16 protein-coding genes, 1 tRNA gene and 1 pseudogene are annotated in these 17,492 nt (G+C 65.0%); 6 read left to right on the forward strand and 12 right to left on the reverse strand.

Going from position 1 to position 17,492, the window contains the following annotated elements:
- Positions 1 to 35: 35 nt before the first annotated feature.
- Positions 36 to 111, reverse strand: a tRNA-Ala gene (locus J6500_RS16245).
- A gap of 268 nt (positions 112 to 379) precedes the next feature.
- Between J6500_RS16245 and J6500_RS16250 the strand changes: the two genes are divergently transcribed.
- From J6500_RS16250 to folD, 3 genes are read left to right on the forward strand one after another with little or no spacing between them, the layout of a single operon-like run.
- Positions 380 to 670: a YggT family protein gene (locus tag J6500_RS16250; protein ID WP_225713705.1), complete on the forward strand. Its 291-nt coding sequence runs from the start codon at positions 380 to 382 to the stop codon at positions 668 to 670.
- Positions 671 to 692: 22 nt separating this feature from the next.
- Positions 693 to 1,019 (forward strand): DUF167 domain-containing protein, encoded by a 327-nt coding sequence (locus J6500_RS16255; protein ID WP_225713706.1) that lies wholly within the window; start codon positions 693 to 695, stop codon positions 1,017 to 1,019.
- Between the two features lies 1 nt (position 1,020).
- Positions 1,021 to 1,905 (forward strand): bifunctional methylenetetrahydrofolate dehydrogenase/methenyltetrahydrofolate cyclohydrolase FolD, encoded by an 885-nt coding sequence (gene folD, locus J6500_RS16260; protein ID WP_225713707.1) that lies wholly within the window; start codon positions 1,021 to 1,023, stop codon positions 1,903 to 1,905.
- A 242-nt stretch (positions 1,906 to 2,147) separates the two neighbouring features.
- Here folD and ppa read toward each other — a convergent pair whose 3' ends face one another.
- Entirely contained in the window at positions 2,148 to 2,681 is a 534-nt protein-coding gene (ppa, locus tag J6500_RS16265; protein WP_225713708.1) for an inorganic diphosphatase, read from the reverse strand.
- Positions 2,682 to 2,848: 167 nt separating this feature from the next.
- Positions 2,849 to 3,358: a GNAT family N-acetyltransferase gene (locus J6500_RS16270; RefSeq protein WP_225713709.1), complete on the reverse strand. Its 510-nt coding sequence runs from the start codon at positions 3,356 to 3,358 to the stop codon at positions 2,849 to 2,851.
- Positions 3,359 to 3,731: 373 nt separating this feature from the next.
- On the opposite strand from J6500_RS16270, the gene J6500_RS16275 reads away from it, so the two are divergent.
- From J6500_RS16275 to J6500_RS16285, 3 genes and pseudogenes are all read left to right on the forward strand, one after another.
- Entirely contained in the window at positions 3,732 to 4,199 is a 468-nt protein-coding gene (locus J6500_RS16275; protein ID WP_225713710.1) for a DUF2269 family protein, read from the forward strand.
- Positions 4,200 to 4,206: 7 nt separating this feature from the next.
- Positions 4,207 to 5,537, forward strand: a pseudogene (locus J6500_RS16280) (SDR family oxidoreductase).
- A gap of 47 nt (positions 5,538 to 5,584) precedes the next feature.
- Entirely contained in the window at positions 5,585 to 5,992 is a 408-nt protein-coding gene (locus J6500_RS16285) for a thiol-disulfide oxidoreductase DCC family protein (protein WP_225713711.1), read from the forward strand.
- 20 nt (positions 5,993 to 6,012) lie between these two features.
- Here the strand turns inward: J6500_RS16285 and J6500_RS16290 are convergent, their stop codons facing one another.
- From J6500_RS16290 to J6500_RS16330, 9 genes are all read right to left on the reverse strand, one after another.
- Complete coding sequence (locus tag J6500_RS16290; protein ID WP_225713712.1) at positions 6,013 to 7,257, reverse strand: flavin monoamine oxidase family protein; 1,245 nt, start codon at positions 7,255 to 7,257, stop codon at positions 6,013 to 6,015.
- Between the two features lie 101 nt (positions 7,258 to 7,358).
- Complete coding sequence (typA, locus tag J6500_RS16295; RefSeq protein WP_225713713.1) at positions 7,359 to 9,185, reverse strand: translational GTPase TypA; 1,827 nt, start codon at positions 9,183 to 9,185, stop codon at positions 7,359 to 7,361.
- 291 nt (positions 9,186 to 9,476) lie between these two features.
- Positions 9,477 to 9,638, reverse strand: a complete 162-nt coding sequence (locus J6500_RS16300) for a hypothetical protein (RefSeq protein ID WP_225713714.1) — start codon at positions 9,636 to 9,638, stop codon at positions 9,477 to 9,479.
- A gap of 94 nt (positions 9,639 to 9,732) precedes the next feature.
- On the reverse strand, positions 9,733 to 9,984 hold the full coding sequence (locus tag J6500_RS16305; RefSeq protein ID WP_225713715.1) for a hypothetical protein: 252 nt from the start codon (positions 9,982 to 9,984) through the stop codon (positions 9,733 to 9,735).
- Positions 9,985 to 10,003: 19 nt separating this feature from the next.
- Positions 10,004 to 10,285 carry a hypothetical protein gene (locus tag J6500_RS16310; RefSeq protein WP_225713716.1) on the reverse strand — a complete coding sequence of 94 codons (282 nt, stop codon included), beginning with the start codon at positions 10,283 to 10,285 and terminating at the stop codon, positions 10,004 to 10,006.
- A complete protein-coding gene (locus J6500_RS16315) occupies positions 10,282 to 11,727 on the reverse strand; it encodes a radical SAM protein (RefSeq protein WP_225713717.1) in 1,446 nt (481 codons plus the stop codon). The genes J6500_RS16310 and J6500_RS16315 overlap by 4 nt, the downstream gene beginning before the upstream one ends.
- A complete protein-coding gene (locus J6500_RS16320; RefSeq protein ID WP_225713718.1) occupies positions 11,708 to 12,427 on the reverse strand; it encodes a prolipoprotein diacylglyceryl transferase in 720 nt (239 codons plus the stop codon). Before J6500_RS16320 ends, J6500_RS16315 begins: the two co-directional genes overlap by 20 nt.
- 198 nt (positions 12,428 to 12,625) lie before the next feature.
- Positions 12,626 to 15,385, reverse strand: a complete 2,760-nt coding sequence (fdhF, locus tag J6500_RS16325; protein WP_225713810.1) for a formate dehydrogenase subunit alpha — start codon at positions 15,383 to 15,385, stop codon at positions 12,626 to 12,628.
- A 183-nt stretch (positions 15,386 to 15,568) separates the two neighbouring features.
- Positions 15,569 to 17,287: an NAD(P)H-dependent oxidoreductase subunit E gene (locus J6500_RS16330; protein ID WP_225713719.1), complete on the reverse strand. Its 1,719-nt coding sequence runs from the start codon at positions 17,285 to 17,287 to the stop codon at positions 15,569 to 15,571.
- Positions 17,288 to 17,492 lie beyond the last annotated feature (205 nt).

Genomic DNA, 17,492 nt, shown 5'->3' on the forward strand with positions numbered 1-17,492 from the left:
GCGGCTGCGCCACGCGTAGCCCGAAGGGCGAAGCGTGGTGGAGCCAGGCGGGATCGAACCGCCGACCTCGTCATTGCGAACGACGCGCTCTCCCAGCTGAGCTATGGCCCCGTCACGGCCGGGTGATGCTGAGTATCCCGGCCGGCAGCAGGGCGCCATTTACAGTGCCGCCCAAGGCCAAGTCAAGAACACTGAAACTGCGGTTTTCGGCCCCAGCGGCCGGGAACTTCCCTTGTTTGCCGGGGGGTGAACCGATATCTAGGGCATGATCCGGAAAGGTCTGAAGCGGTTTTCCGAAAAGATCATGCTCAAATGAGAAGCTAGAGCGCGCCGATCTCAGCGCGCTTTAGGGACTGTCCCACCTGCGAGCCCCCATCATATGCGCGCCGTTCTCGACATCGTCATCATCATCCTCGACCTCTATGTCTGGCTCCTGATCGCCTCCGCCATCCTGTCCTGGCTGATCGCGTTCAATGTCGTGAATACGCGCAACCAGTTCGTCTCCGCGGTGGCCGAGTTCCTGTACCGGATCACCGAGCCGGTGCTGCGGCCGATCCGCAACGTGATGCCGAACCTCGGTGGGCTCGATATCTCGCCGATCATCGTGATCCTGATCATCATGTTCATCCAGCGCGTGATCGCCTATTACATCTATCCCAACGTGATCTGACCGGGCCTTTGATGGACGCTTGATGGATCCTTGGCGCTATTCTACCGAGGGCATCAGCATCGCCCTGCGCGTGACGCCGCGTGGCGGCCGCGACGACATCGACGGCATCGAGACGCTGGCCAACGGCCGTTCGGTGGTGAAAGTCAGGGTGCGCGCCATCGCCGAGGGCGGCGAGGCCAACCGCTCCGTGAGCGAGTTATTGGCCAAGGTGCTCGGGGTACCCAAGGCCAGGGTGAGGTTGTTGTCCGGGGCCACCTCGCGGCTCAAACAGGTGGCGGTGGATGGCGATCCGAGGCAGCTTGGCGAGACCTTGAAACGGCTGACCGCCACGGGAAAGATTGAGAACTGACATGACCGCCCGCATCATCGACGGAAAAGCCATCGCCGCCGAGCTCCGCGCCCGCGTCGCCGCCGAGGTTGTCAGGGTCAAGCGCGATCACGGCCTGACGCCCGGGCTCGCCGTGGTGCTGGTCGGCAATGATCCCGCCAGCGAGGTCTATGTCCGCAGCAAGCACACCCAGACCCAGGCCGCCGGCATGGCCTCGTTCGAGCACAAATTACCCGCCGATGTGTCGCAGGCCGATCTGCTGGCGCTGATCGCGCGGCTGAACCGCGATTCGCTGGTGCACGGCATCTTGGTGCAGCTGCCGCTGCCGAAAGCGCTGCACACCGAGACCATCATCAATGCGATCGATCCGGCCAAGGATGTCGACGGCCTGCATCCGAACAATGCCGGCCGGCTCGCCGGCGGCGTTGCCGCGCTGTCGCCCTGCACGCCGCTCGGCTGCATCATCCTGAGCAAGAGCGTGCACGCCTCGCTCGAGGGCATGAACGCGATCGTGATCGGCCGCTCCAATCTGGTCGGCCGTCCGTTGGTGCAGCTGCTGCTGAACGAGAATGCGACGGTGACGATCGCGCATTCGCGCTCGCGCGACCTGCCGAAGCTCTGTGCGCAGGCCGATCTGGTCTATGCCGCGGTCGGCAGGCCGGAGATGGTGCGCGGCGACTGGCTGAAACCGGGCGCGACCGTGATCGATGTCGGCATCAACCGCATCCCGGTCGCGGGCGGCAAGCCGAAGCTGGTCGGCGACGTCGCCTTTCAGGAAGCGGTCGAGGTCGCCGGCGCGATCACCCCGGTGCCCGGCGGTGTCGGGCAGATGACGGTCGCGTGCCTGCTGGTGAACACGCTGCGCGCCGCCTGCGCGATCCAGGGCCTGCCGGCGCCGGCGGTGTGAGTCTTTTCTTGCCTCGTCTTACCTCGCCCCGCTTGCGGGGAAAGGTCGACGTTCAAGCTAAGCTTGAACGTCGGGTGAGGGGGAATCTCCACGGATTCATCTCGGCGTTGGAGTTCGCCGAGAGAAGCCCCTCACCCCCAACCCTCTCCCCACATCCGCCTTCGCAGGAAGGCGGGCTTCGGCGGACAAGAGAGCGGGGCGAGGGAGTCTGGGCGGCGTGCCCCGAATGACGGGCTACACCGTCACTTCTTCGCCTTGGCGCGCTCGATCCCTTCCAGGATCAGCTTGCAGGCTTCCTCGGCGTCGCCCCAGCGCAGCACCTTCACCCATTTGCCTTTCTCCAGATCTTTGTAGTGCTCGAAGAAGTGCTGGATCTGGTCCAGCGTGATCTGGGGAAGATCGCTGTAGTTCTTCACCTTGTCGTAGCGCTGGGTCAGCTTCGAGGAGGGCACCGCGATGATCTTCTCGTCGCCGCCGGCCTCGTCCTCCATCAACAGCACGCCGACCGGTCGCACGCTCATCACCGCGCCGGGCACGATCGCGCGGGTGTTGATGATCAGCACGTCGCAAGGGTCGCCGTCGCCGGACAAAGTGTGCGGGATGAAGCCGTAATTGCCGGGATAGCGCATCGGCGTATAGAGGAAGCGGTCGACGACCAGCGTGCCGGCCTCCTTGTCCATCTCGTATTTGATCGGTTCGCCGCCGACGGGCACCTCGATGATGACGTTGACGTCGTGGGGCGGGTTCTTTCCGGTCGATATGGCGTCGATACGCATGGATTGCTCCGCGTGGCCTCTGGAAGTTGAGCAGGGTGTGATTTTCTTGTGTGGCGTCGCCAAGGCGCGCGGCCGGATCCCGGCCCGAAACTGTTCGCCGGGCAGGCCGCCGCGTGCAGCGCTCAGGCTGGTCTAGCCTTGCTGCAGCCGCGAGAGAAGCGGGATTTTCAGTTGGACCAGGCGAAAGCGACCTTGTCGAGCGACTTCGGCCCGAATCGCTCCGACGAGCGTGCCACCATGCGGCCGCCCAGCGCGCGGTAGAACTCGGTCGCTCCCTCATTGTCGGAGAGCGCCCAGATCACCATGGTCTTGAGGCCGCTCTGGACGAGGTCGCGGCGCGCCGCGTTGAACAGCCGCCGGCCGAAGCCGAGGCCCTGGAATTCCGGCCGCAGATAGAGCTCGTAGATCTCGCCTTCGAAGTGCAGGCTGCGGGCGCGGTTGCGGCCGTAATTGGCATAGCCGGCGATCCTGTCGCCGAACACCAGCACGCTGACGCGGCTGCCCTTGCGGATCGCGCTGTCCCACCATTGCGGGCCGCGGCGGTTGATCAGCTTTTCGAGTTCGGCGCCGGGGATGATGCCCTGATACGCCGAGCGCCAGGCTTCGTCATGGGTAGACGCCACCGCGGCTGCGTCAGCAGCTTTGGCCGGCCGGACCTCGATCAGCGTTGTGCTCATGCGCATCATCAAAGCAAGTCGGACGGCGGCCTTCAAGGTCTATCGTTAACAAACGATTAAGCTGTGGATTTTCTGCATCAGTGCCATGAAAACTTGTACCGAAAAAGGACAGACAGAGATCGCAAGCGAGCGCTTGCCGCTTCCCGCAGCAGGCAAGGTGCACGGTGACGATTTGCGACAATGCTCACGCCGGGCAATCCTCGTCTGCATCTGATTCGTGGCCGGTACTTTGTCGCGTTCGATCGCAGTAGCCATCGGGGCCTGCCGGCGCGGCAGCGCAGTGGATTTTCACTTGCGTCCGGCCTAATGGAGCCGGGCCGGCCGGCTGCCACCTGGGCGCATCCGCAAAGGCGCCAAACGCGAGCGGAAGGCAATGACGCTCTATTTCCTGGTCAAATATCTGCATGTGCTCGGGGCCATCGTGATCCTCGGCACCGGGACCGGCATCGCCTTCTTCATGCTGACGGCGCATCGGAGCGGCGATGTCGCCTTCGTCGCGCGCACTGCGGCGACCGTGGTGATCGCGGACATGATCTTCACGCTGACAGCCGTGCTGCTGCAGCCGGTAAGCGGCGCGGTGCTGATGCTGTTGTCGGCGACGAGCTTGTCCGAGGGTTGGCTGCTGGCCTCGCTCGCGCTCTACGCGCTCGCCGGCGCGTTCTGGATTCCGGTCATCTTCATGCAGATGGAGATGCGCGATCTTGCGCGAGCGGCGGCTGCGAAGGGCCATGCATTGCCGCCGCGCTATCTTGCACTTTTCCGTCGCTGGTTCCTGTTCGGTATTCCCGGCTTTGGCGCGGTGATGATCATCCTGTGGCTGATGATCGCAAAACCGTTTTAGGATTGCGATGACGGACGAAACAGGATCGCCCACCATCCTCGTGCTCGGCGCGTCCGGCCTGATCGGTCGCTGCGTGACCGACGATTTGCGGTCACGCGGCTTTGATGTCGTCGGGGTCGCGCGGCATTTCACGCCGGCGCAGATGGTGAGCGCGCGCGACCTCGAATTGCCGCTGATGGCGATGGATACAGCGGCCTTGGCGCAGCTTTTCGCACCCACGATGTCGGCATCGTCGTGAATTGCCTCGGCGTCTTGCAGGACGGGCCGGGTAGCGACACGCGCGCCGTGCACCGCGATTTTGTCGCCCGTCTGCTGGCGGCGATCCGCGCTAGCGGGCGCGCCATCCGTCTCGTCCACATCTCGATCCCCGGTGCGGCCGACGAGGATCGCACCGCCTTCAGCACGACCAAGCGCGAGGCTGAGCGGCTGATCGCGGCCTCCGGCATCGCCTACGCGATCCTGCGCCCGGGTTTCGTCATCGCGCCGGCGGCCTATGGCGGCAGCGCGATGCTGCGCGCATTGGCGGCGCTTCCGATCGATCTGCCGGCCGTCGAGGCGGCGACGCCATTTCAGCCGGTGGCCGTGGGCGATATTGCCGCAACCATCGCGTGGCTGGCCGCGCGCGACGTCGCCGATGAGAGCGTGCGCGCCGTGACGTGGGATCTGATGCAGCCGCAGAAAGTTTCGCTCGGCGGCGTCATCGCCCAGTTCCGCCGCGCGTTCGGCGCCAGCAAGCAGGCGCGCATCCCGTCGCCGTCCTTCCTGATCGATCTCGGCGCACGCCTCGGCGATTTCGTCAGCCGTCTCGGCTGGATGCCACCGCTGCGCTCCACCGCGATCGCCGAGCTGCGCCGCGGCGTGACCGGCGATCCCGCCGCGTGGATGGCAGCGACCGGCATTGTGCCGAAGACGATCGCACAGGTCGTCGGCGCGCCTCCCGCGACCATCCAGGACACATGGTTCGCGCGGCTGTTCCTGTTCAAGGCGCTGATCTTCGCAAGCCTTGTGCTGTTCTGGGTCGCCTCCGGCTTCATCGCGCTGGTGGTCTCCTATGACGCCGCCGCCGGCATCCTGCGCGCGCACAATCTCCCGCCGGCGCTGGTCGGGCCCATCACCGTGCTGACCAGCCTGATGGACATGACCATCGGTATCCTGATCGCCTTCCGCCGCACGGCGGCGTTCGGCCTGGTGGCGGGCATCGTGGCGTCGCTGGGCTACATGGCGGGATCGGCGATCCTGACGCCGGCTCTCTGGATCGAGCCGCTCGGGGCGCTGGTAAAAACCGGTCCCGCCATCGTGCTAATGCTGGTCGCACTGCTTATATTGGACAACAGGTAGTGCCTTGTCCGAACTGGACAGCACTAAGCGTGCGTCGAGGGAACGAGATGACGAACTGGCCCGACAATGACGTGATCCTCTACGACGGCGTCTGCATCTTCTGCTCGCGCTGGGTCCGCTTCGTGATGGCCCGCGACACGGCCCGCCGTTTCCGCTTCACGCCGATCCAGTCGGACTACGGCACACGGCTGGCAAACACCTTCGGCATCGATCCGAACGATCCCCACACCAACGCCGTGATCCACGATGGCGTCGCGCATCTGAAATCCGACGCGGCGCTGACGGTGCTGGGCCTGCTGCCGGGCTGGCGCTGGACCCGCGCGCTGTTCGCGATCCCCAAGCCGCTGCGCGACGCGGTCTACAGCCTGATCGCGCGCAACCGGTACAAGATCTTCGGCAAGTACAAGACGTGCTTCATCCCCGACGCCGACATGCGGGCGCGGGTGGTGGAGTAGCCACCGCCGCAATGACGGGGCTACTTACGGAGTTCAGCCGCCAGCACTTCCTTCGCCGCCCTCTCTCCGCTGTCCCTTGCCCCATGCGCGGTCGAGAAGAAATGCGGCGACGTTGCCTCGCCCGCGAAGAACAGCCGGCCGTCCACCGGCGCGGCCAGCACCTCGCGCTTGTCGGCGTGGCCGGGGAGGGCATGGGAGTAGGAACCGCGGGCGAACTTGTCGTGCGCCCAGCGCGACTCGCTGAGCGGCTTGAGCTTGCGGCGGAAGTCGTTGCCGAGGAAGCCGACGATCTCGTCGATGCTGTGGGCGGCGATGGCGCCGTCGCCGGCGTCCTCGAGCGCTTGCGCAAAACGCCCGCCGAAGAAGCCTTCGATGCAGGGCTGGCCGAACGGGCGGATATGATAGGTACCCATCTCGGTGCGCATGGTGGCGCCACGCAGATTGCCCTCCTTCGGCATCGTCTCCGGCTCGGCAAGCGCCAGCGTCACCTTGTCGGCGAGACCGAGCGGCAGGCCGCGCGCGGCGTCGAGCTTGTCGGATAAAGCGGGCGTAAACCGGATCGCCTCGTCGGCGATCAGGTTGGTCGGCACGGTGACGATCACCTTGTCCGCGTCTAGCGTGCCGCGCGAGGTCTCGATGCGCACGCGCTTGCCGGAGTGATCGATGAGCTTCACCTCGCAGTTCAGCGCCACCGGCACATCTTCGCCATAGGCCGCGATCAGCGCGCCGTAGCCGCGCCGCACCCGCCAGTTGATGTTGGTGTCCTCATAGGCGTCGATGTCGAGGATCGAGGCCTGGTCGAGCTCGCAACCGTTCACATAGGTCGAGATCGCGTCGATCATCGGGTTCCAGCGATTGCCGGGCTCGAGATAGAGATGTGCCGGCGCATCCTTGCCGCTTGCCGCGGCCGCTTCGATGCGATCGTAGAACTGGTCCAGCGCGGTGACGAACTCGTCGCGATCGGCTTGCGGGAACACGTTGCCATAGGCGCGCTCGCGCCACGGCGGCAGGTCCTTGTTGATCTCGAAATTGAGCCGCTCGGCAATGGGGACAAAGCTGTTCATGTCCGCCGAATGCAGCCAGCCGCAGCCGACATCGAACACGACGTCAGGCGCCGCCATGATCGTATGCGCGCGGCCGCCGAGCCGGTCGCGGGCTTCCAGCACGACCATGGAGAGGCCGGAATCCTTCAGCGCGTTCGCAGCGCCAAGGCCTGCGGCGCCGGCGCCGATGATGGCGACATCGACTGTGGAGGGGAGGGACATGAGGAGCGCGAATAGTGAGTGGCGAATGGCGAATAGGGTATAGGAAACCCCGCCAGAGGCCAAACGCCCTATTCGCTACTCCCTATTCGCCATTCGCCGGCTTACGCCACCGCTTCCTTGGCCTTTTCCGCGCGCTTGCGGTCGTTCGGGTCGAGGTGCTTCTTGCGCAGCCGGATCGACTTCGGCGTCACCTCGACGAGCTCGTCGTCCTCGATATAGGCGAGCGCCTTTTCCAGGGTCATGCGGATCGGCGGGGTCAGGCGCACCGCCTCGTCCTTCGAGGTGGTGCGGATGTTGGTGAGCTGCTTGCCCTTGAGCACGTTGATCTCGAGATCATTGTCGCGGGTGTGCTCGCCGACGATCATGCCCTTGTAGACCTTCCAGCCCGGCTCGATCATCATCGGGCCGCGGTCTTCCAGCTTGAACATCGCATAGGCCACCGCTTCGCCCTGATCGTTGGAGATCAGCACGCCGTTGCGGCGGCCCTGGATTTCGCCCTTGTAGGCGGCGTAGCCGTGGAAGATGCGGTTCATGATCGCGGTGCCGCGGGTGTCGGTGAGCAGTTCGCCCTGGTAGCCAATCAGGCCGCGGGTCGGCGCGTGGAACACCAGCCGCAGGCGGTTGCCGCCGGAGGGGCGCATCTCGATCATCTCGGCCTTGCGCTCGCTCATCTTCTGCACGACGACGCCGGAATGTTCCTCGTCGACGTCGATCACGACCTCCTCGATCGGCTCCTGCAATTGGCCGGTGGCCTCGTCCTTCTGCAGCACGACGCGCGGACGCGACACCGAGAGCTCGAAACCCTCGCGGCGCATGGTCTCGATCAGGATCGCGAGCTGCAATTCGCCGCGGCCCGACACTTCCATCGAGTCCTTGTCGGCGGCCTCGACGACGCGCAGCGCGACATTGCCCTCGGCCTCGCGCAGCAGGCGGTCGCGGATCATGCGGCTCGTCACCTTGTCGCCTTCGGTGCCGGCGAGCGGCGAGTTGTTGACGATGAACGACATCGAGACCGTCGGCGGATCGATCGGCTGCGCCGGCAGCGGCGTCTCGACCGAGGGGTCGCAGAAGGTGTCGGCGACCGTGCCCTTGGTGAGGCCCGCGATCGCGACGATGTCGCCGGCCTCGGCTTCGTCAAGCGGGGTACGCTCGAGGCCGCGGAAGGCCAGAATCTTGGTCAGGCGGCCGGTTTCGATCAGCTTGCCGTCTGCGGCGAGCACCTTGACCTGCTGGTTCGGCTTGATCGAGCCGGAGGAGATGCGGCCGGTGATGATGCGGCCGAGATAGGGGTTGGCTTCGAGGATGGTGCCGATCATGCGGAACGGACCTTCCTCGACCTTCGGCGGCTCGACATGGCGCACGATCAGGTCGAACAGTGGCTGCATCCCGAGGTCTTTCGGACCTTCCGGGCTGTCGGCCATCCAGCCCTGCTTGGCTGAACCATAGAGAATCGGGAAGTCGAGCTGCTCCTCGGAGGCGTCGAGCGCCGCGAACAGGTCGAACACCTCGTTGATAACCTCGGTCGGGCGCGCGTCGGGGCGGTCGACCTTGTTGATGACGACGATCGGCTTCAGGCCGATCTTGAGCGCCTTCGACACCACGAACTTGGTCTGCGGCAGCGGGCCCTCGGCAGCATCGACCAGCACCAGCGCGCCATCCACCATGTTGAGGATGCGCTCGACCTCGCCGCCGAAATCGGCGTGGCCGGGGGTGTCGACGATGTTGATCCGAATGTCCTTCCACTGCACCGAGGCGGCTTTCGCCAGAATGGTGATGCCGCGTTCGCGCTCCAGATCGTTGGAGTCCATGGCGCGTTCGGTGACCTTCTGGTTCTCGCGGAAGGTGCCGGATTGCTGCAGCAGGCGGTCGACGAGGGTGGTCTTGCCGTGGTCGACGTGGGCGATAATGGCGACGTTACGAAGGTTCATGGCTCTTCTTCTGGTCGTGCAAAGGGTCTGAGCGCGATCTTGCCGGACAACTAGGCCGGCCGCTCGCTCACGCGGCCCGCGAGGGCCCGGATCACGCTCTCTTACCCAAGAAATTTGACGGGGACGCATCGCCCCAAAAAGGAAGCCCGGTCGTCAGAACCGGGCACCTCAGCGCGTTGCGGCGCAATATAGTCAGAAATCGCCAAAAAACAATGATTTATTGGCGGTTTGGAGCGCCGATTTTCGGCCGGAAGCTGGGTTTTGACGGGCTTTTCCGGGTGCGAGCCGGTGCTATTTCCGCGTCAGCGCGAACACGATCAGCCCGAGCCCACCTAAGGCAATCAGCATCACGATCATGGTGATGGGGCTGCCGCCGCCTCCGCCGCCCATCTTGGCGTTGAGGATGGCGCAGAGGACGCCCGGGATCAGCAAGATGATGCCCACGACCAGCATGAAGGCGGTCAGGCAGCCGCTGCGCTGATGCGGGACCTGCCATGACGGGGCCCGGCGGCGGGTCCGGCGGGATCTGGTCGATGTTGCTCATGGATCAGCCCTTTCGCGGTCTCACCCCCAGCCAGATCAGCCAGGCGCCCGCCAGGCCGACCGCGAAGATCACCAGCAAGATCTTCATGGTGTCAGCGTTGACCGACAGGCCGGACTTGCCGCTCGCCATCAGCGTGCAGATCGCGGGAAGTAGCAGCACGGCCCCGCCAAGGAACATCAGCATCGACAGGCAGCCTTCCGCTGCGGAGGCAGGCTTCGCCGGCGGGTCCGGGGGCGTGTGTCCGGCGTCGGTCATGGGATTGCTGGTTCGTCCGTCAGCCTTGCGGACCCTTGATCGCGGCGCGGATCAGGATCACGCCGCCGAGGCCGACGAACAGGCCGAGCAGGACCAGCGCGGCGAACGCGGGGTCGAAACGGGTCTCACTGATCATGGTGACACCAAAGATCAGCGCGCAGAGGCCCGGCAGCAGCAGAATGATCCCGAACAGCACCATGAAGGCCGTCGCGCAGCCGTGGCGCTGTCGCGGTGCAGGCAACGGCGGTGTGGCTCCGGCTGGCGGCGATGGCGGCAGGGTGGGCGGGCTGGTCTCGCTCATCGCGGTACCTCCTCACGCTGGCGCATCTCGCGATAAGTCTGGCCGGCCAGGCTGGCGCGGATGCTGTCGATCTTGCCGTCGCGGTAGAACAGATTGTAGGTGTCGAACGGGATGATCGCGCCGCTCTCGGTGACGAAGTGGATGCAGCTGCGCTTGACGTTGCCGACGCAGAAATTGAAGCGATCGAGAAACTGCACGATGGTGACGCGGAAGACGTTCTCGTAAGTGAGGCCCTGCGGCACCTCGAAACTCGGCAGGCAGCACAGCAGCTCGCAGACCCGCTCGGAGGTGTTGAGCGGCCCCGACGACAGCGAGAACAGATCGACGAATTTCTCCCGCAGCACCGGATACTTCTCAGGGCTGATCGTGTTCGGCATCACCGCAATGAGCTGTTCCTGCGGGATCAGCGACGTCAGCGGCAGCACGTTCTCGCCGTTGCGCAGCCCGTAGCCGATCGAGATGCTCTCGGGGTTGCAGGGCAGCGGGATCATGTCCTTGTCGCCGAACACGCCGGTCTCGATCACGCGCTGGCGGATCTCCGACAGCATGATGCGGTCGGTATTCTTGTCGAAATTCTCGTTGCGGCCGGTATCCTGCACTGGCTGCAGCGTAACGCCGCGGACGCATTTCCATCTCAGGGCATGGCGGACGATGTCGCCGATCTCGGCATCGTTGACACCGCGCTTGATGGTCGCGACCAGCGTCGTCGAGACGCCGTGGCGCTCGAGATTTTCCAGCGCCTGCTGGCGGATCTTGCGCAGATCCGCGCCGCGCAGATTGACCAGCGCGTCGCGCTTCAGCGAATCGAACTGCAGATAGACTTCCAGCCCGCGTCTGTTCTCGGCGAGTTTTGCAACGAACTCCGGCTCGCGCGCGATGCGCAGGCCATTGGTGTTGACCATGACATGGCGGATCGGGCGGGCGCGCACCGCGTCGAGGATGGCGAAGAAATCCGGATGCAGCGTCGGCTCGCCGCCGGAGATCTGCACGAGATCAGGCTCGCCCTCGCTTGCAACCAGCGCGTCGAGCATCTTCTCGATCTTGGCCAGCGGCGTGAATTTCGTGCGCGCCGGCGAGGAATCGGCAAAGCACACCGGACAGGTCAGGTTGCAGTGCTCGGTGATCTCGATCAGCGTCAGGCAGGAATGCTGCTCGTGATCGGGGCACAGGCCGCAGTCGTAGGGACAGCCGAATTCGGTGTGGCGCTGGAAGGCGAGCGGTCGGTCGGCGGGCTTGATGAAATCCTTGCACAGCCGCCAATAGGCCGAATCGGTCGACACCAGCGTTGATTGCACGCCGTGCTGCTTGCAGCGCTTCTCGTACCAGACCTCGTTGCCTGATATCTGGATCTTGGTCGGCACCAGGGTCAGGCAGGCCTCGCAGAGCGATTGGGTCTGACCCCAGAAGATGTAGGGGCGGGCCTTACGCAGCGGCGCGTTCATGCTTCAAACTCACATTTGGCGCCGTCGCCAGCATGACGGCGGCGTAGACCATGACAAACAGCGACAGCAGGTGGAACAGCGAGAACGGCCCGATCAGCGCACCATAGGGCTTGATGAATTCCCAGATGAAGCGCTGCAGCCCGTAGAACAACAGGACGAGGTAGAATCCATTGGTTACGATGGCGGCGTTGCGGTTCAACACCGCCCAGACGTAGAAGACGGCGAATGCCGCCATCGCCAGGCTTTCGTAGAGCTGCACCGGATGGCGCAGGATGCCGTCGCCGAAATCGTGGCCCCAGGGCAATGCGGTCGGCGTGCCGTAGGTGAAGTCGTCGAGCCCGGCGAAGTAGCAGCCGAGCCGGCCGACCGCGACGCCGAGGGCAAGCGGCAGCGCAAACCGCGCGCCGGTGCGCAGCGAAATGCCGTGCAGCCATTTGTAGAGCTCGATCGCGATGATGCCGCCGGCCAGCGCGCCCTCCACCGAGCGGGCGATGCCTGATATGCCCGACAGCCACAGGTTCAGCGTGCCGAAGATGTAAGCCCCGATCCCGGCGCCGAACACCAGCGCGGCGATGTAGGAGAGTTCGAACGATTGCTTGGGGAATTGCAGGGAACGCACCCGCGACAGCCACCACATGGCAGCTCCCGCGGCGCACCATGCAGCGACGTCGAAGACGGCGTGAAGTTCAGCCCCGCTCATGAGGCGAGTGTAGCGTGGATTTCGCGGAGCGCGATAATTTCTCCCTCTTGCCTTTCTTACGGGGAGAGGGGCTCTATCCGCAAAAACTGCAAGCAGTGAGTCGGCGGAGACTTCCCCTCACCCGGATTGCATCTGCGATACAATCCGACCTCTCCCCGCAGGCGGGGAGAGGTGAAGCTGGCAGCCCGCCTGCAGCCGTTACTCCGCCGCCGAGCGGAATTCGGCCTTCTCGGCGCGGACAGCGCAGAACTTGAATTCCGGAATCTTGCCGAACGGATCGAGCGCCGGATTGGTCAGGAGGTTCGCGGCGGCCTCGGCGTAGCAGAACGGCATGAACACCATGTTCTCGGGGACGTCGCGGTCGGCGCGTACCTTGACCTCGACCGCGCCGCGGCGGGTCTCGAGGCGGATGAAGTCGCCGGGGGCGAGGCCCTTCTTGCGCATGTCCTTCGGCGTCATGAACGCGACCGCCTCGGGCTCGATCTGGTCGAGCACCTGCGCACGCCGCGTCATCGAGCCGGTGTGCCAATGTTCGAGCACGCGCCCGGTCGACAGCACCATCGGATACTCATCGTCGGGCAGCTCGTCCGGCGGGATCACCTTGGCCGGCACGATCTTGCCGCGGCCGCTCGCGGTCGGGAAGCCGGTGGTGAAGATGATCTCGTTGCCCGGCTTGTCCGGATCGTCGACCGGGTAGGTCACCGCGCCCTCGCGCACCAGCCGCTCCCACGTGATGTTCTTCAACGACGGCATCAACTCGGCCATCTCGGTGAAGACCTCGCCGGGCCCGGCATAATTCCAGGGCAGTCCCATCCGCTTGCCGATCTCCTGAATGATCCAGAGATCCTGCCGTGCATCGCCCGGCGGCTTGATCACCTCGCGCGCCAGCTGGACGCGGCGGTCGGTGTTGGTGAACGAGCCGGACTTTTCCGCGAACGCCGAGGCCGGCAGGATGACGTCGGCATGGAACGCGGTCTCGGTGACGAACAGGTCCTGCACGACGAGATGATCCAGCTTGGCCAGCGCCTCGCGGGCGTGCTGCAGATCCGGGTCGGACATCGCGGGATTCTCGCCCTCGACATACATGCCGTGGATATCGCCGGCGTGGATCGCGTTCATGATCTCGACCACCGTCAGCCCGCGCACCGGATCGAGCTCCTGGCCCCACAGTTTCTCAAAGGCGCCGCGCATGTCGTCGCGGCCGACCGGCTGATAGTCCGGCAGGAACATCGGGATCAGGCCGGCGTCGGAGGCGCCCTGCACGTTGTTCTGGCCGCGCAGCGGATGCAGCCCGGTGCCGGGACGGCCGACCTGGCCGGTGATCAGCGCCAGCGCGATCAGGCAGCGCGCATTGTCGGTGCCGTGGACATGCTGGCTGATGCCCATGCCCCAGAAGATGATCGACGATTTCGCCCGCGCATAGGTTCGCGCGACCTCGCGCAGGGTTTCCGCCGGGACGCCGCAGATCGCCGCCATCTTCTCCGGCGGGAATTCCTTGATCTTTTCCTTCAGCTCCTCGTAGCCCTCGGTATAGCCGGCGATGTACTGCTCGTCGGTCAGGCCTTCGGTGATGATGGTGTGGATCATCGCGTTCAGCATCGCGACGTCAGAGCCGGGCTTGAACTGCAGATGCGCCGTCGCGTGGCGAGATAGCGTCTGCTTGCGCGGGTCCATCACGAAGAGCTTGGCGCCGCGCTTGGCGGCGTTCTTGATGAAGGTCGCGGCGACCGGATGGTTCACGGTTGGATTGGCGCCGATCACCCAGATCACTTCCGCGTCGGCCGCGGCCGCGAACGGCGCCGACACCGCGCCGGAACTCAAGCCTTCGAACAGCGCCGCCACCGACGAGGCGTGGCACAGCCGCGTGCAATGGTCGACATTGTTGGAGCCGAAGCCGGTGCGCACCAGCTTCTGGAACAGATAGGCTTCCTCGTTGGAGCCCTTGGCCGAACCGAAGCCGGCCAGCGCCTTGGCGCCCTTCTCGTCGCGGATCTTCTTCAGGCCGTTGGCCGCGAGATCCAGCGCCTCGTCCCACGTCGCCTCGCGGAAATGGGTGTAGGGATTGGCCGGATCGACCTGGTCGTTGGCATCCTTCTTGACGCCGGGCAGCCGCACCAGCGGCTTGGTCAGGCGGTTGGGGTGATGAATGTAGTCGAAGCCGAAGCGGCCCTTGACGCAGAGGCGGTTGTGGTTGGCGGGGCCATCGCGGCCTTCCGCATAGATCACCTTCTCGTCCTTGACCTCATAGGTGACCTGGCAGCCGACGCCGCAATACGGGCACAGCGAGTCCACCTTGCGGTCGGGATAGGTGACGCGGGTCTGCTGGTCGTCGAGCATCACCGCCGGCATCAGCGCGCCGGTCGGGCAGGCCTGCACGCATTCGCCGCAGGCAACGCAGGTCGACTCGCCCATCGGGTCGTCGAAGTCGAACACGATCTTGGCGCCGTGATTCCGGTAGGCCATGCCGATGACGTCGTTGACCTGCACCTCGCGGCAGGCCCGCACGCACAGGCCGCACTGGATGCAGGCGTCGAGATTGACGCGCATCGCCGGGTGGCTGGCGTCGGTTTCCCAGCGTTGGGCTGCGGGGAAGCGGCTTTCGGTGACACCGGTCTTCTCGGCCCAGTGCCAGAATTTCGAATCCGGATCGTGCGAGGTCTCGCGCGCCGGCTGATCGGCGACGAGCAGCTCCATCACCATCTTCTGCGCCGCGACCGCGCGCTGGCTGGCCGATTTCACCTTCATGCCGACCGTTGGCGTTCGCTTGCAGGACGCCGCCAGCACGCGCTCGCCTTCGATCTCGACCATGCAGGCGCGGCAATTGCCGTCCGGCCGGTAGTCCGGCGCGGGTGAGTAGCAGAGATGCGGGATTTCGGTGCCCTGGCGCTTGGCGACCTGCCAGATGGTTTCGCCGGCGCGCGCTGCGACCTGCTGCCCGTCGAGCTCGAACTGAATCATCTGGGGCCCGCCGCCGGTCCCGCCGACCTTGCCGATCGGCTCGCTGTGCGTGACGGTGACACGGCCGTCGGGGACGTTGTTTCCTCCGGCCGCGCCCTTGGCGTCGTGGCCGTAGCCCTGCGGCGGAGAGTTCTGCTCGTTGCTCATACCGATCCTCGTCGAAATTCGTCCTGCCCGGTCCGCCTATTCGGCGGCTTGCTGCGGACGAAATCCGTCCGGAAAATATTTGATCACGGAGGTCAGCGGATTGGAGGCCGCCTGGCCAAGGCCACAGATCGACGCGTCGCGCATCGCCTGGCTCAATTGGTCGAGCAATTCCTTGTTCCAAACCGGCTGCTGCATCAGCAGCGCCGCCTTTTCGGTTCCGGCGCGGCAGGGCGTGCATTGCCCGCAGCTCTCGTCCTCGAAGAACTTCATCAAGTTTAGCGCGGCATCCCTGACGTCGTCGGCCTGCGAGAGAATGACGACGGCAGCGGAACCGATGAAGCAGCCGTATTTCTCCAGCGTGCCGAAATCGAGCGGGATGTCGTCCATCGATGCCGGCAGGATGCCGCCGGATGCGCCGCCCGGCAGATAGGCCTGCATCGTATGGCCATCGGCCATGCCGCCGCAGTACTCGTCGATCAGCTCGCGCACGGTGATGCCGGCCGGCGCGAGCTTGACGCCCGGATTCTTGACCCGTCCCGACACCGAGAAGCTGCGCAAGCCCTGGCGTTCGTTGCGGCCGTGGCTCTTCCACCAGCCGGCGCCCTTCTCGACGATGTCGCGAACCCACCACAGCGTTTCGATGTTGTTGATCAGCGTCGGCAGGCCGAATAGTCCGACCTGAAACGGATAGGGTGGCTTGTGCCGCGGCAGGCCGCGCTTGCCCTCGATCGATTCGAGCAGCGAGGATTCCTCGCCGCAGATATAGGCGCCGGCGCCGCGCCGCAGATGCAGCTTCGGACCGCCGGGCGGCAGCTTTGCGATCTCGCGGGCGAGGATCTCGCGGCAGGCCGGGTATTCGTCGCGGATATAGATGTAGACCTCCGGCGCCTCGACCGCGTGCGCGCCGATCAGCATGCCTTCGAGGAAGCGATGCGGATCGGTCTCGAGGTAGTAGCGATCCTTGAACGTGCCCGGCTCGCCTTCGTCGCCGTTCACCGCCATCAGCCGGGGGCCGGGTTCGCCGAGCACGGCGCGCCACTTGCGGCCAGTCGGAAAACCGGCGCCGCCAAGACCGCGCAGCGACGCATCGTCGAGCGCCTTCAGCAGGTCCTCCCGCGGCAGATCGCCCGAGCGCAGCCGCGTCAGCAGCTTGTAGCCGCCGTCGGCCACATAGGCGTCGTAGTCGACGTAAGCGGGAAGATGCACATGGGTGTCGCCGCTCTTTGCCGCGGCGAGAACGTTGGCGACGGTCGCGTGATCGACGAAGTTGTGGCCGACTTCCGCGGCAGGTGCCGTGTCGCAACGGCCGACACAAGGCGCGCGCACAACGCGGATGCCGGGGCCGGCCTGGTTCTGGAGATCCTTCAGCAGCTTCTCGCCGCCGAGCATCGCGCAGGTCAGCGAGTCGCAGACGCGCACGGTCAGCGGCGCAACGTTCGGCTCGCCTTCCTTCACGATATCGAAATGCGCATAGAAGGTGGCGGTCTCGAACACCTCGGCGAATGACAGCTTCATCTCGTCGGCGAGCGCGGCAAGATGCGCCGCCGAGATCTGATGATACTTGTCCTGGATCAAATGGAGATATTCGATCAGCAGGTCGCGCTGTCGCGGCCGGTCACCGAGCAGCGTCTCGATTTCATGAGCAGCGGTCGGATCGACCTGGCGTCCCTTCGGCGTCGCCTTCGCCCGCTTCCTGCCTTGTCCTGGATGCTCGAAGGCGCGGACCTTGTGCACGTCATGAACGTCTCGACTCATGAAACCCCGCTTCGCGCGAATTGCGCTGTTCGGCGGACTGTAATCCCTGGCATGCCACACGCAAGCAGATTTAGAACGCCTCCAGCAGCGTCGGGTTGCCGCGTTAGCTGTTGTTCATGTTTGCCTATCAGTCGATCTGAATCTTCTATCGTGCAGCGATGGTTTGATGACTGGGCGATCTCGATCGCATATCGAGACTCGGATT

Origin of the sequence: Bradyrhizobium semiaridum, assembly GCF_020329505.1 — a bacterium.
GTDB lineage: Bacteria > Pseudomonadota > Alphaproteobacteria > Rhizobiales > Xanthobacteraceae > Bradyrhizobium > Bradyrhizobium semiaridum.